Raw genomic sequence first — 13,908 nt, 5'->3', positions numbered from 1 at the left:
AGAGGACATAAGAAAAACCCGGCCATTGGCCGGGTTTTTCTTGAAGCATCGCAGCTGGTCAGAGCGGCGTCACGGCGTCGGCCTGCAGGCCCTTCTGGCCCTGGACGACGGTGAAGCTGACCTTCTGGCCTTCCTGCAGGCTCTTGAAGCCCGTGCCCTGGATGGCGCGGAAATGCACGAAAACGTCTTCGCCGCTTTCACGGCTGATGAATCCGAATCCCTTGGCATCGTTGAACCACTTCACGGTACCGGTCTCGCGCTCTGCCATGTTGCTCTCTCTCCCTGAAACTGTTCGATGTATCGAGCGATTACGCCTGTCGGGCGGCTGGTTGCAAGGAGAACACGGGTGCGACGATGCAGCGGACCGGTGGAACGAGCCAGCGACTTGATGCAGGGTCACGATTCACGGTGACCTTGACAAACACAGCGCCTGCAAAGTAACCCGGCATTTATGAAAATGCAATCGCCCCCCAAAGGCCCGTTCCAGGGGCCCGTGGCCCCCGATCCAGCGGGGTCCGCATGGACATAAGTGTGCCGCTTTACCTGCTCGCCGGCCTGCTGGTCGCCATCGGCCTGGCCGGCGTCGTGTTGCCGGCCCTGCCCGGCCTGCCACTGGTATTCGCGGGCCTGCTGACAGCGGCCTGGGCGGACGGTTTCCAGCGCGTGGGCGCGATGCCGCTCGTCGTGTTGGGGCTGTTGACCGCGGTCTCGTTCGCGGTGGACTTTTGGGCCACCGCGGTCGGCGCCAAGCGCGTGGGCGCCAGTCCGCTGGCATTGCTGGGCACGGTGGTCGGCACCTTCGTCGGTCTGTTCTTCGGCCTGCCGGGCCTGTTCGCCGGTCCCTTCGTCGGCGCGGTGGTGGGCGAGTTGATCAGCCGCCGCACTCTGTATCCTGCCGGCCTCGGCCATGCGGCCAAGGTCGGCATCGGCACGTGGCTGGGCATCGCGCTGGGCGTGGCATTGAAACTCGCATTGGCGGTCTCGATGCTGGCGATCTTCGCATTCGCTTGGTGGTTCTGAGTCCACAATCCCCCGATGACCGATCACCCCCATACCGCTTCCCTGCCGCCCCGTCGCGGGCGATTCCTCGGCCTGTTGGCCGTTCTGCTGCTGGCGCTCATGGCCGGCCTCATTGCCGGGCCAAGCCTGGCCGCACCGAGCGCGGCGCCGGCCGCATCGGCAGCCGCCGATCCTGGCACGGCCGCCGGCACTCAAGCGGTCGATGCCCCACCGCCAAGCGCGGCGCAAGCGTTCGAGGAGGCCGATGTGCGCGGTCGTTTCGACGCGGTGTACGACGAAACCGTCAATCGTTTCATGCGCCTGCTCGCGAACCTGCCGTTGCTGCTGGCCGCGCTGGTGGTCGTGGCACTCGCCGCATGGCTGGGCCGCGTGGTCTCCCAGCGCCTGCACTGGCTGCACCTGCGTACGCGTAACCCCTATCTCGACAGCCTGCTGCGTCGCATGGTGCAGGCCGCGATCCTGCTGATCGGCATCGTGATCGCACTGGACCTGCTCAACGCGACCGCGGTGATCGGTGTGGTGTTCGGATCGGCCGGCGTGCTGGGCATCGCGATGGGCTTCGCGTTCAAGGACATCGCCGAGAACTACATCGCCGGCATCCTGTTGAGCCTGCGCCGGCCGTTCGAGCCGGGCGAGACCGTCAAGATCGACAGCTACGAGGGCCGGGTCGCCTCGTTGAGCGCACGCGCGATGGTGCTGGTCACCGCCGAAGGCAACGAGCTGCGCCTGCCCAATGCGTTGGTGTTCAAGGCGGTGATCCTCAACTACAGCAGCAACCCGCGCCGTCGCTTCGATTTTGCGATGAACATCGACGCCAGCCATTCGATCCGCCAGGCGCAGGCGATCGGTCTGGCCGAGATCGCGGCGATCGATGACGTGCTCACCGATCCCGGTCCGTCGTGGACACTGGTCGAGTTCGGCCCCTCGGGCAGTGTGCTGCGTTTCTTCGGCTGGGTGGACCAGCGCAAGAGCGACCTGGGCAAGACCCGCGGCGAGGCGATCCGCCGGGTCAAGGGCGCTTTCTGGCGCGCCGGCATCCAGGGCCCGCGCAGCACCACCCACGTCGTCCTCACGCGGGACACGGACGCGCTCCCCGATCATCACGACATCGAACCGGCGACCAGCGTCGGCGTCGACACCTCGGTCAACCGCGACATCGACGAGCACGTCGCCGAAGTCGTCAATGCCGATCCCCAGAACCTGCTGATCGCAAAGGACGCCCCGCAATGAATGTCCGTCTCGCCCTGCTCCCGGCCGCGCTCGCGAGCCTGTCCACGCACGCCCTGGCGCAGGCGCCATCGGTCGCACCGTCGGCCCCCGCCAGCCTGGAGGCCTGCCTGGCGGTCGAGCAGGACGCGCAGCGTCTGGCGTGCTACGACGCCTTTGCCGGCCGCCAGGCGCCGCCGACGCCGCAGGCCGACGTCACCGCCGAGCGCGCGCGCGAGCTGCGCCGCGATCCGGCCGCGCTCGCCGAGGTGCTGTCCGCCGAACCGGCCAGCCGCAACCTCTACGCGCGCGACACCACCCGCGGCCTGGAGGACGCCATCGCCAACGCGGGCCAGGGCTCGCTGCTCGACAGCCGCTGGGAACTGGCCAAGGATTCCAAGCTGGGCATCTTCAACCTGCGTGCCTACAAGCCGCTGTATCTGCTGCCGGTGTTCTGGACCTCGGACGTCAACCGCACGCCCAGCTCGCCCAATCCGGCCAATACGGTCACCGACCCGATCGCGCTCGACAGCACCGAGGCCAAGTTCCAGATCAGCTTCAAGACCAAGGCGGTCGAGAACCTGTTCGGCAACAACGGCGACATCTGGATGGGCTACACCCAGAGCTCGCGCTGGCAGGTCTACAACAGCGAGGCCTCGCGCCCGTTCCGCGAGACCAACTACGAGCCCGAGATCCTGATGGTCTTCCGCAACAACTATGGCCTGCCGGGCGGCTGGCGCGGGCGCATGACCGGCATCGGCATCAACCACCAGTCCAACGGCCGCGGCGACCCGCTGTCGCGCAGTTGGAACCGGGTGATGTTCAACTTCGGCTTCGACCGGCAGAACTGGGCGCTGACCGCACGGCCGTGGATCGTGCTCGGCGAAGGCAGCGACAGCGACAACCCCGATATCGCCGACTACATGGGGCGCGGCGACCTGACCCTGAGCCACGTCCGCGACGGCCACCAGTTCACGCTGATGGCCCGGCATTCGCTGCGCGGCGGCGACCGCTCGCACGGCGCGCTGCAGTTCGACTGGGGCTTTCCGATCCACCGCAATTTCCGCGGCCATCTGCAGGTGTTCGACGGCTACGGCGAAAGCCTGATCGACTATAACCACAGGGCCACCTACGTCGGCCTGGGCATCTCGTTGATGGACTGGTTCTGACCGACGGCGCGGGCGCCCGGCCCGCGCCGCCAGGCACCGCAGGCGCCGATCCGGGGCTTGCGGCGCCACCGCCGCGAGCGGCTATGATCGGCTCGCCCGCGGCGCTGCCGCATGCCAAGGACCCGCGCATGGAGGCCGCTGCCACCCCGCCCCCACCGCAAGACGCCGCCCCGCTCGCGCGTCCGCGCCGCTCGTTCTTCGCCTACGCCTCGGCGCTGCTGGGGCTGCTGAGCGTCTTCGGCGTCGTGTGCTTCCATTTTCCCGAGTTGCTGACCAGCAAGGAGTTTCGCGCCGTCTACGACGAGGGCTTCGCGCGCAACCTGTTGCTGATCGGCCTGGTCGCGGCGTTCGTGCTGGGCACGGTGGCGATCCTGCGCGACCGCAACAAGCGCATCGCTACGATCGGCGTCGCCGGTGCGACGCTGGCGGTGCTGCTGGGCGGTACCAATGTGCAATTCGACGCCATCGGCCACACGCCCTACTCGCTGGGCCTGGACTGGTTCGTGATCTCGCTGTTCTTCTCGGCGCTGGTGTTCGTCCCGCTGGAGCACTACCTGGGCAAGCGTCGTGTCTCGCCGCTGCGCCCGGGCTGGCGCACCGACCTGACGTACTTCTTCATGAGCCATGTGCTGGTGCAGTTCATCCTGATCCTGGTCACGGCCTCGACCTCCACGATTGCCAGCTTCGCCGCGTTCCCGGCGCTGGAGCGGGCGATCCAGTCGCTGCCGGTGTGGGCGCAGTTCCTGATCGCGGTGTTCGTGGCCGACCTGGCCCAGGCGCTGCTGCACCGCGCCTACCACAACATTCCCTGGCTCTGGCGCTTCCACGCCGTGCATCACTCAAGCCGCCAGATGGACTGGCTGGCCGGCTCGCGGATCCATTTCGTCGAGATCGTGCTCACGCGCAGCGTCGTGCTGCTGCCCTTGCTGGTGCTCGGCTTCTCGACCGCGGCGGTCAATGCCTACGTCATCCTCGTCGGCCTGCAGGCGGTCGTCGCCCACGCCAACATCGGCGTGCGTTTCGGCTGGCTGGAGTACGTGCTGGTGCTGCCGCGTTATCACCACTGGCACCACGCCCGTGAGCAGGCGTACATCGACGTCAACTACGCGATCCACCTGCCGCTGGTCGACATGCTGATGGGCACGTTCAAGCTGCCGCCCGAGCGCGATGCCTGGCCGCAAGAGTACGGCGTGATGAAACTCGAGACGGTGCCGCGCGGCATCGTCAGCCAGCATCTGATGCCGTTCCGTCGGCGCAAGACCTTCGACGACTACGTCGACTGAACGCGAAGGTCGCCTGCGCAAGTGCGAACGGCGCCCGCAGGCGCCGTCCGATCCGCTGTCGCGTCGTCGCCGATCACACGACTTCGAGCGGGATGCCGGCGATCTTGGCCTTCCAGGTCCGCGGGCCGGTCTCGTGCACCGATTCGCCGTTCGCATCCACGGCCACCGTCACCGGCATGTCCTTGACCTCGAACTCGTAGATCGCTTCCATGCCCAGGTCCTCGAACGCGACGACGCGGCTGGCCTTGATCGCCTTGGACACCAGATAGGCCGAGCCGCCGACCGCCATCAAGTACACCGCGCGGTTGTCGCGGATCGCCTCGATCGCCGCCGGGCCGCGTTCGGCCTTGCCGACCATGCCCAGCAGACCGGTCTGCTCGAGCATCTGCCGGGTGAACTTGTCCATGCGCGTGGCGGTGGTCGGTCCGGCCGGGCCCACGACCTCTTCGCGCACCGGGTCGACCGGGCCGACGTAGTAGATGAAGCGGTTGGTGAAGTCCACCGGCAGCGTCTCGCCGCGGTTGAGCATGTCGACCATGCGCTTGTGGGCGGCGTCGCGCCCGGTCAGCAACTTGCCGTTGAGCAGCACCACCTCGCCCGGCCGGAAGCTGGCGACCTCTTCCCGGGTGATCGTGTCCAGATCGACCCGGCGCGCATTGCGCGGGTTGTAGGTGAGCTCGGGCCAGTCGGCGAGCGACGGCGGGTCGAGGGTTACCGGGCCGCTGCCGTCGAGGGTGAAGTGCGCGTGCCGGGTCGCCGCGCAGTTGGGGATCATCGCCACCGGCAGGTTCGCCGCATGGGTCGGGTAATCCTTGATCTTGATATCGAGCACGGTGGTCAGGCCGCCGAGCCCCTGCGCGCCGATGCCCAGCGCATTGACCTTCTGGTAGAGCTCGACGCGCAGTTCCTCGATCCGGTTCGACGGCCCGCGTGCGATCAGGTCCTGGATGTCGATCGGCTCCATCAGCGATTCCTTGGCCAGCAGCATCGCCTTCTCGGCGGTGCCGCCGATGCCGATGCCGAGCATGCCCGGCGGACACCAGCCCGCGCCCATCGTCGGCACGGTCTTGAGCACCCAGTCGACGATCGAGTCGGACGGATTGAGCATCGCGAACTTCGACTTGGCCTCCGAGCCGCCGCCCTTGGCGGCCACGATCACCTCGACCGTGTTGCCGGGCACGACCTTGACGTTGACCACCGCCGGCGTGTTGTCGCGGGTGTTGCGGCGCGCACCGGCCGGATCGGCCAGCACGCTGGCACGTAGCTTGTTGTCGGGATCGTTGTAGGCGCGGCGCACGCCCTCGTTGACCATGTCCTCGACACCCATCGTGGCATCGTCCCAGCGCACCTGCATGCCGATCGCAAGGAACACGGTCACGATGCCGGTGTCCTGACAGATCGGGCGGTGGCCCTCGGCGCACATGCGCGAGTTGATCAGGATCTGCGCCATCGCATCCTTCGCCGCGGGCGACGCCTCGCGCTCATAGGCATCGGCGAGATTGCGGATGTAATCGACCGGGTGGTAGTAGCTGATGTACTGCAGCGCATCGGCGACCGACTGGATCAGGTCGTCCTGGCGGATCGACACGGGCGCGCCCGACGGCGCGGCATGCGGGGAGTGGCTTGCGGACACGGCTGGCTCGAGGCTGGCGGAAAACCCGCCCATTCTAGGCCTTCCGACCGGCCACGGCAGCCGACCGTCCACACCGCCGGCGCAACGACCCGGCCCCGCGCGGCGCCAATCCGCCAGGCGTATCCTTGTCGGCTTCCGGCTGCAGCCTGCGGCCGGCGCCGATCCACCACGCCCCCGTTCTGATGACCGATACCCCGAACGACTCCGCCGCCGCGCTGCGCAGCCGCCTCGACGCGGTGCGCGCGCGCATCCACGATGCCTGCCATGCCGCCGGACGCGACCCGGCGCAGGTGCGCCTGCTGCCGGTCAGCAAGACCGTCGACGAGACGCGGTTGCGCCTGGCGCACGCGATCGGCCTGCGAGAGCTGGGCGAGAACAAGGTGCAGGAAGCGCTGGGCAAGGCCGAGGCGATGGCCGATCTCGACGACCTGCGCTGGGTGCTGATCGGCCATCTGCAGACCAACAAGGCCAAGTATGTCGCGCGCTTTGCCAGCGAGTTCCAGGCGCTCGACAGCCTGCGGGTCGCCGAAGCGCTCGACCGCCAGTTGCAGGCCAAGGGACGTGCGCTGGACGTGCTGGTCCAGGTCAACACCTCGGCCGAGCCAAGCAAGTTCGGTCTGGCGCCCGACGAGGTCGCAGGCTTCGTGCGGCAACTGGGTGCGTTCTCGTCGCTGCGCGTGCGCGGCCTGATGACGCTGGCCTTGTTCTCGCCCGATCCGGCACTGGTGCGCCCCTGCTTTGTGCGCATGCGCACGTTGCGCGACCGGCTGCGCCAAGAGGCGCCGGCAGGCGTGACGATGGACGAGCTGTCGATGGGCATGTCCGGCGATTTCGCACTGGCGATTGCCGAGGGCGCGACCACGGTGCGCGTGGGCACGGCGATCTTCGGCGACCGCGGCCTGCCCGACAGCCATTACTGGCCCGGGCTCGCCTCCGCGGCGCAGACCCGATGAGCGCCCTGCTCCATGCGCCGCCCGTCGGCACGCGCATCATCGACGTCGTGTCGGTGCAGTCGCAGGTCGTCTACGGCAGTGTCGGCAACAGCATTGCGGTGCCCGTGCTGCAGGCGCTCGGGCTGCAGGTGGCGCCGGTGCCGACCTTGGTGTTCGGCAACACGCCGCACTATCCGACGATGCATGGCGCGCCGTTGCCGCTGGACTGGTTCGAGGGCCTGCTCGAGGACCTGGAGGCGCGCGAGGTGGTCACCCGCGCGCGGCATCTGCTGGTCGGCTATCTCGGCTCGCCGGCCCAGGGCCTGGCGCTGGCGGCCTGGCTGGATCGCATGCGCGTGCGCAACCCGGCACTGCGGATGCAGATCGACCCGGTCATCGGCGACCACGACACCGGCATCTACACCGATCCGGCGCTGGTCCCGGTGTGGCGCGACCATCTGCTGCCACGCGCCCATGGCCTGACTCCGAACCATTTCGAGCTCGAACAGCTCTGCGGCCGCGCACTGCGCACGCTCGAGGACTGCGCCCAGGCTGCAGCCGGCCTGCTCGGCCCGGTCACCGAATGGGTCGTGGTGACCAGCGCCGCGCCCGAGACCTGCCCGCCTGGCGTGGTCCAGGTGCTCGCGGTCTCGACGCAGGGCTGGGAGACGTTCGAGCACCCCGCGGTCGCGCATGCGGTCAAGGGCACTGGCGACATGTTCGCTGCGCTGGTCGGCGGCCGGATGATGACCGGCGCCGCGCTCGGCGATGCCGTGCGCCGCGCCTGCGACGACGTGGTCGCGGTGCTGCGGCATGTCCAGGCGCAAGGCTGGCAGGAACTGGCGCTGCCGCGCGAGATCGGACGACGCCTGGGCTGAGCCCGGCGCGGGCAGCGCTGACCCAGGTCAAGGCGCTGCCGGCATGCGCGGCGCACAGTCGTGCACCGCCTCCCGGACGCCGCCGCCATGCGCATTCGCCTCGATCTGCGTGACCTGCCGCCGCCCGAGCCGATGGAACGCATCCTCGACGCGTTGGTCACACTGTCGCCCGGGCATTGGCTGGACGCCTCCACGCCCATGCGTCCCGTGCCGCTGTGGGCGTTGCTCGCGCGCGACGGGTTTGCGTGGCGTCTGCTGCACGAGGCGCCGGGCCATGCGCGCATGGCGATCTGGCGACAGGCCGATGCCGCAGCCGCAGCCGCAAGCGACGCGTTCGCACCACCGTGACCGCACTCGACCTGGCGCAGGCGCCGCCGCCTGCGCGCCCATTGCGCTGGCTGCTGAGCGCGCCGCTGTGGGGCTTGGCTGCAGGCGTCGGTGTGCTGGTGCTGGGCGACGAAGCGTTCACCAGCCGATGGGCCCCGCAGACTGTCGCGCTGGTGCACGCGTTCACCCTCGGCGTGCTCGGCAACGCGATGCTCGGCAGCCTGTTGCAGTTCCTGCCGGTCGCCGCGGGCGTGCCGATGCCGCTGCAGCGATCGACCGCGTGGCTGCACGTCGCATTCAACGCCGGACTGGTGCTGTTCGTCACCGGACTGCTGCTGCCCGCGCCCGCGCTGCTGGGCCTGGCCGCCCTGTTGCTCGCCGCGCCGCCGTTGGCGTTCGCGACCGCCGCATTGCCGGGCCTGCTGCGCCGCGGCGCGTTGCGAGCGTTGCGTGGCGGCATTGCGCTGTCGCTGCTGGCGCTGGCGGTCACGGTCTGCCTGGGCGGCCTGCTGGTGGCGACGCTGCGCGGCGATCTGGCGCTGGCGCTGGTGCCGCTGGCCGACCTCCATGCCGCGACCGGCGTGCTGGGCTGGGTGTTGGGCCTGATGGCCGCGGTCGGCAGCGTGGTGCTGCCGATGTTCCAGGGCACGACCACGATCGCATCCCGCTGGCTGCTGGTCTGGTGCACGGCGGTCGGCGTGGCGCTGATCGCAGGCGCCGTGCTGCGCATGGCGCTCGATACGCAGGTCGGGCTTGCTGTCGCGGCCGCCTCACCGGCGCTGGCCTTCGTCGCGGTCTCGCTGGGGTTGCCGGCGCGCGCGCCGCGGCGGCGCAATCCGGCCTTGGTGGCGTTCTGGCGCTGCGGCACCTTGGCGACCGGCGCGGCCTGTGCGCTGGCGCCGCTGGTCGCGGCCGACTTGCTGCCGCCGGCCGCGGGCCTGCTCGCCGGCGCCCTCGGGCTCGGCGTCGGGTTGCCGATGATGCTCTCAGGGATGCTGCTGGAGATCGTCGCGTTCCTGGCCTGGCTGGAGGTCCGTGCAGCATGCCCGCGTGGTGTGCGCGTGCCGGGAACCGCTCAACTGTTGCCCGATCGCTGGAAGGCGGCCGCGCTCGGCGCGCACCTGATGTGCGCGGTGGCGCTCCCGGCTGCCGTGCTGTGGCCCCGAGCGGCGCCCGCCGCCGGCCTCGCGTTGCTGGCCGCGCATGGCGCAACGCTTGCCTGCGCGCTGCGCTGCGCACGGCATGCACGCCGATTCGCACGCACCGCGATCCGCCCCCTCTGAGCGCTCGACGGCTACGGAACACGCCTTGATCCAGATCAGCGCGTCCGGCCGCCGGCCGGCCCAGCATGGCCGCACCGCCCACTCCCATCGTCCAGAGGACACCGCGATGCAATTCAACATCCATCTCGACCGACCGCAGATCGACATCGACGCCGTCGAGCGCCTGCTGCAGACCCTCGATCCCGCCGGTCTGGCCGATGTCGATATCACCGGCGTGCTGCGGGTCTCGACCACCGCCTCCGACGACGATCTGGTGACGATCCTCGCCAAGGCCGGCCATCCGATCCGCCCGAGCCAGATCGAGCGCGTGGCCTCGGTGTGCTGCGGCGGCTGCAGCGGCTGACCGCGAATCCGCGCCGCCGCTGGCGGCGTCTTCCGCATCCGGCATGAGCGGCTGGCATGAGCAGGATGCACGGGCATGCCTGCGCGTCGACGCCGTCGGCGCGACAATGGGCCATGCCCGCCTCCGCTCCCGCCAAGCCCCACCGTACCGACGGCCGCCCTACCCTGCGCGAGCGCTTCGACGCGATGCGCAACCTGCGGCCGTTCCTGCGCATGATCTGGCAGACCAGCCGGCCGCTGACCCTCGCCAGCCTCGGCCTGCGCCTGGTCCGCGCTTTCCTGCCGGTGGCGATGCTCTACGTCGGCAAGCTGATTATCGACGAGGCGATCCGCGTCGTCGGTCTGGACGGCGGTTTCACCACCCTGGCGCAGGCCTGGTCGAGCGGTGCGCTCGACACGCTCGCCGGGCTGCTGGCGCTGGAGTTCGCGTTGGCGATCGGCTCCGATCTGCTCGGACGGTTGGTCAGCTATGCCGACACGCTGTTGTCGGAACTGTTCACCAACGCCACCAGCGTCCGGCTGATGGAGCACGCGGCGACGCTCGACCTCGAAGACTTCGAGGACCCCGAACTCCAGGACAAGCTCGACCGCGCGCGCCGCCAGACCATGGGCCGCATGAACCTGATGGGCCAGTTGTTCGGCCAAGTGCAGGATGCGATCACCGTCGCCAGCTTCGCGGTCGGCCTGCTGGTCTACGCGCCCTGGTTGATCCTGCTGCTGGCCGTCGCCCTGGTGCCGGCCTTCATCGGCGAATCGCATTTCAACGCGCTGGGTTACTCGCTCAACTTCCAGTGGACGCCCGAACGGCGCCAGCTCGAGTACGTGCGCCAGAGCGGCGCCAGCGTCGAGACCGCAAAGGAAGTGAAGATCTTCGGCCTGCACCGGTTCTTGATCGACCGCTACCGCACGCTGGCCGACCGCTTCTTCCTCGCCAACCGCGCGCTCGCCAGGCGCCGGGCGCTGTGGGGCACGCTGCTGGCGGCACTCGGCTCGCTGGGCTACTACGTCGCCTACGGCTACATCGCCTGGCGCACGGTGCGCGGCGATTTCAGCATCGGCGACCTGACCTTTCTGGCCGGCAGCTTCCTGCGCCTGCGCCAGTTGCTCGAAGGTCTGCTGGTCGGCTTCTCGCAGGTCGCCGGCCAGGCCCTGTACCTGGACGACCTGTTCTCGTTCTTCGCGATCGAACCGGAGATCGCCTCGCCACGCGTTCCGGTGCCGTTCCCGCAGCCGATCCGCCAGGGCTTCACGTTCGAGAACGTGGGCTTCCGCTATCCGGGCAGCGAGCGTTGGGCGGTCCGGCATCTGGATTTCACCTTGCACGCGGGCGAGGTCCTGGCGCTGGTGGGCGAGAACGGCGCCGGCAAGACCACGCTGGTCAAGCTGCTGGCGCGGCTCTACGACCCCGACGAGGGGCGGATCCTGCTCGACGGCCACGACCTGCGCGACTACGACCTCGATGCGCTGCGCGCCAACACCGGCGTGATCTTCCAGGACTTCGTGCGCTATCACCTGACCGCCGGCGAGAACATCGGCGTGGGCCGGATCGAGGCGATGGACGATGATGCACGCATCCACGATGCCGCGCGCCGGGCGATGGCCGATGAGATCATCGCCGGCCTGCCCGACGGCTACGACCAGGTCATCGGCCGGCGCTTCCGTAACGGCGTCGATCTGTCGGGCGGGCAGTGGCAGAAGATCGCGATAGCACGGGCCTACATGCGCGAGGCCCAGGTCATGATCCTCGACGAGCCGACCGCCGCGCTCGATGCGCGCAGCGAGTACGAGGTGTTCCGCCGCTTCAAGGAACTCTCGCACCAGCGCACCGCGGTGCTGATCTCGCACCGGTTCTCCAGCGTGCGCATGGCCGATCGCATCCTGGTCCTCGAACAGGGCCGGATCGAAGCCAGCGGCTCGCACGCCGAGCTGATGGCCGAGGGCGGCCGCTACGCCGAGCTGTTCGAGCTGCAGGCTGCGGGCTACCGCTGAGGCGGCGGGTCGAAACGGCGCGGGTTGCCCGCGGCCGCACCGCTGCCGTGAGACGGCGTTGACGCGGCGCTGCGTACGCTGCCCGCATCAACGGAGCCCCGCGATGACCGATACCCGCCAGGCGCTCGCGCGCAACGCGCAGATCCTGCGTTTCCTGATGAAGTACCGCAAGGCCGGCGTGTTGACCGGCTTCGACCTGGACGCGGCAACGGTGGAGGTCGACGAGGTCGACGTCGCCGGTCAGCCGGAAGCGTTCGTCGACGATCTCGAGGCGCTCGGCCCGACCTTCATCAAGATCGGCCAGGCGCTGTCGACGCGCCCGGACATGGTGCCGCCGGCCTATCTGGCCGCGCTGGAGCGGATGCAGGACGATGTCGCGCCGGTGCCGTTTCAGGTGATCCATGCCGCGGTCGAGGACGCGCTGGGTGTACGCATCAACAAGGTTTTCGACAGCTTCGACGAGACCCCGCTGGGCAGCGCCTCGCTGGCGCAGGTGCACCGCGCGACGTTGCGCGACGGCCGCAACATCGCGGTCAAGGTGCAGCGCCCGGGCATCGTGGAGCAGATCCGCGACGACCTCGACACCCTCGCCCGGCTGGCCGGTGGCATCGACCGGGTCACTGACCTCGGCCGCCGCGTGCGCTTCGCCGACTGGGTGCACGAATTCCGGCGCACGCTGCTGGCCGAGCTCGACTATCGTGTCGAGGCCGAGAACCTCGACCGCTTCGATGCGCACTTCGCCGCCTACCCATCGCTGTTCGTGCCCAAGCCGATCTGGGACCTGACCCGACCGCGGTTGCTGACGATGGAACTGGTCGAGGGCACCAAGGTCACCGCGATCAGCGGCCTGCAGCGCACCGAGCGTGACATGGCGCCGCTGGCCACCGCGCTGCTGCACGGCTATCTCGACCAAGTGTTTGTACACGGCGAGATCCATGCCGACCCGCATCCGGGCAACCTGCTCTACACCCGCGACGGTCGACTGGCGCTGCTCGATCTGGGCATGGTGGCGCACGTGCCGCCCCGGACCCGTGAGCGCCTGCTCAAGCTGCTGTTCGCTGCGGTCGATGGTCGCGGCGAACAGGTCGCCGCCGAAGGCATCGCGATGGGCACGCGCCTGGAGGACTTCGACGAAGAACGCTACTACCGCGATGTCGGCCAGTTGGTCGCGCGCTATGCCGCGCAATCGGGCGCCACCGGCCAGACCGAGGGCCGGCTGGTGCTCGACCTGGTCCGCCTGGCCACCGCTTGCGGGCTGCGCACCGCGCCGGAGATGAGCCTGTTGGGCAAGACGCTGCTGCACCTCGAATCGGTCGTGCGCACATTGGCCCCCGAGCTGGACATGAAGCGCGTCGTCGAGGACCACCTCAACGACATGATGCGCCAACGCCTGCGCAAGTCGCTGTCGCCGGCCAATCTCGCCAGCGAGATGATGGATCTGCAGGAATTGGTCCGCGAGGCGCCCCGCAAGGTATCCAACGTGTTGTCGCTGCTGGCCGAGAACCGCCTGCGCGTGCGCCTGACCGGACTCGAGGAATCGCATCTGCTCGAGAGTCTGCACAAGATCGCCAATCGCATCGCCGCGGGCGTGGTCACCGCCGCGCTGATCCTGGCCTCGGCGCTGATGATGGACAACCCCGGCGGTCCTCGGTTGTTCGGCTACCCGGCGATCGCGCTGCTGCTGTTCCTGACCGGCGCGGGCCTGGGCATCGCGATCGTGCTCAGTGCCCTGCTCGGCGACCGCCGCGCGCGTCCGAACGAGGAAAGCGGGCCACATTAGCGGCGTCCCGCGTTCGCGCGGGTGTCGGGCTGCGACAGCATGTCGCAGATGAGAACCGGTCTCATC

General features: G+C 69.1%; 13 protein-coding genes. 11 read left to right on the top strand and 2 right to left on the bottom strand.

Annotation, left to right across the window (positions count from 1 at the left end):
• Nucleotides 1–58: 58 nt before the first annotated feature.
• Nucleotides 59–268, bottom strand: coding sequence for a cold-shock protein (locus WAF18_RS13865; RefSeq protein WP_047135804.1), 210 nt, complete (start codon nt 266–268; stop codon nt 59–61).
• A gap of 251 nt (nt 269–519) precedes the next feature.
• Between WAF18_RS13865 and WAF18_RS13860 the strand changes: the two genes are divergently transcribed.
• From WAF18_RS13860 to WAF18_RS13845, 4 genes are all read left to right on the top strand, one after another.
• A complete protein-coding gene (locus WAF18_RS13860; RefSeq protein ID WP_337245632.1) occupies nt 520–1,020 on the top strand; it encodes a DUF456 domain-containing protein in 501 nt (166 codons plus the stop codon).
• 15 nt (nt 1,021–1,035) lie between these two features.
• On the top strand, nt 1,036–2,250 hold the full coding sequence (locus WAF18_RS13855; protein ID WP_337245631.1) for a mechanosensitive ion channel domain-containing protein: 1,215 nt from the start codon (nt 1,036–1,038) through the stop codon (nt 2,248–2,250).
• Nucleotides 2,247–3,395, top strand: coding sequence for a phospholipase A (locus WAF18_RS13850; RefSeq protein ID WP_337245630.1), 1,149 nt, complete (start codon nt 2,247–2,249; stop codon nt 3,393–3,395). The genes WAF18_RS13855 and WAF18_RS13850 overlap by 4 nt, the downstream gene beginning before the upstream one ends.
• A gap of 83 nt (nt 3,396–3,478) precedes the next feature.
• Entirely contained in the window at nt 3,479–4,678 is a 1,200-nt protein-coding gene (locus WAF18_RS13845; RefSeq protein ID WP_337245629.1) for a sterol desaturase family protein, read from the top strand.
• Between the two features lie 73 nt (nt 4,679–4,751).
• On the opposite strand, the gene WAF18_RS13840 is transcribed toward WAF18_RS13845, so the two are convergent.
• The gene (locus WAF18_RS13840) at nt 4,752–6,266 is read right to left on the bottom strand and encodes a fumarate hydratase (protein WP_337245661.1); all 1,515 of its coding nucleotides are present in this window, start codon (nt 6,264–6,266) and stop codon (nt 4,752–4,754) included.
• A 227-nt stretch (nt 6,267–6,493) separates the two neighbouring features.
• On the opposite strand from WAF18_RS13840, the gene WAF18_RS13835 reads away from it, so the two are divergent.
• The 7 genes from WAF18_RS13835 to WAF18_RS13805 all read left to right on the top strand — a co-directional run bounded on the left by WAF18_RS13835 (nt 6,494) and on the right by WAF18_RS13805 (nt 13,842).
• Nucleotides 6,494–7,264 carry a YggS family pyridoxal phosphate-dependent enzyme gene (locus WAF18_RS13835; protein WP_337245628.1) on the top strand — a complete coding sequence of 257 codons (771 nt, stop codon included), beginning with the start codon at nt 6,494–6,496 and terminating at the stop codon, nt 7,262–7,264.
• Nucleotides 7,261–8,121: a pyridoxine/pyridoxal/pyridoxamine kinase gene (gene pdxK, locus WAF18_RS13830; protein WP_337245627.1), complete on the top strand. Its 861-nt coding sequence runs from the start codon at nt 7,261–7,263 to the stop codon at nt 8,119–8,121. Before WAF18_RS13835 ends, pdxK begins: the two co-directional genes overlap by 4 nt.
• Before the next feature lie 87 nt (nt 8,122–8,208).
• Nucleotides 8,209–8,469 carry a DUF2249 domain-containing protein gene (locus WAF18_RS13825; protein WP_337245626.1) on the top strand — a complete coding sequence of 87 codons (261 nt, stop codon included), beginning with the start codon at nt 8,209–8,211 and terminating at the stop codon, nt 8,467–8,469.
• Nucleotides 8,466–9,731 (top strand): hypothetical protein, encoded by a 1,266-nt coding sequence (locus WAF18_RS13820; protein ID WP_337245625.1) that lies wholly within the window; start codon nt 8,466–8,468, stop codon nt 9,729–9,731. The genes WAF18_RS13825 and WAF18_RS13820 overlap by 4 nt, the downstream gene beginning before the upstream one ends.
• 106 nt (nt 9,732–9,837) lie before the next feature.
• Entirely contained in the window at nt 9,838–10,074 is a 237-nt protein-coding gene (locus WAF18_RS13815) for a hypothetical protein (protein WP_183425422.1), read from the top strand.
• Between the two features lie 113 nt (nt 10,075–10,187).
• On the top strand, nt 10,188–12,062 hold the full coding sequence (locus WAF18_RS13810; protein WP_337245624.1) for an ABC transporter ATP-binding protein: 1,875 nt from the start codon (nt 10,188–10,190) through the stop codon (nt 12,060–12,062).
• Nucleotides 12,063–12,165: 103 nt separating this feature from the next.
• Nucleotides 12,166–13,842 (top strand): AarF/UbiB family protein, encoded by a 1,677-nt coding sequence (locus WAF18_RS13805; RefSeq protein ID WP_337245623.1) that lies wholly within the window; start codon nt 12,166–12,168, stop codon nt 13,840–13,842.
• Nucleotides 13,843–13,908: the final 66 nt, after the last annotated feature.

This window comes from Luteimonas sp. gir (assembly GCF_037198055.1).
In the GTDB taxonomy this organism is placed as follows: Bacteria; Pseudomonadota; Gammaproteobacteria; order Xanthomonadales; family Xanthomonadaceae; genus Luteimonas; species Luteimonas citri_A.
Note: the sequence above shows the minus strand (reverse complement) of the source record. Positions and strands in the feature narration are given on the sequence as shown.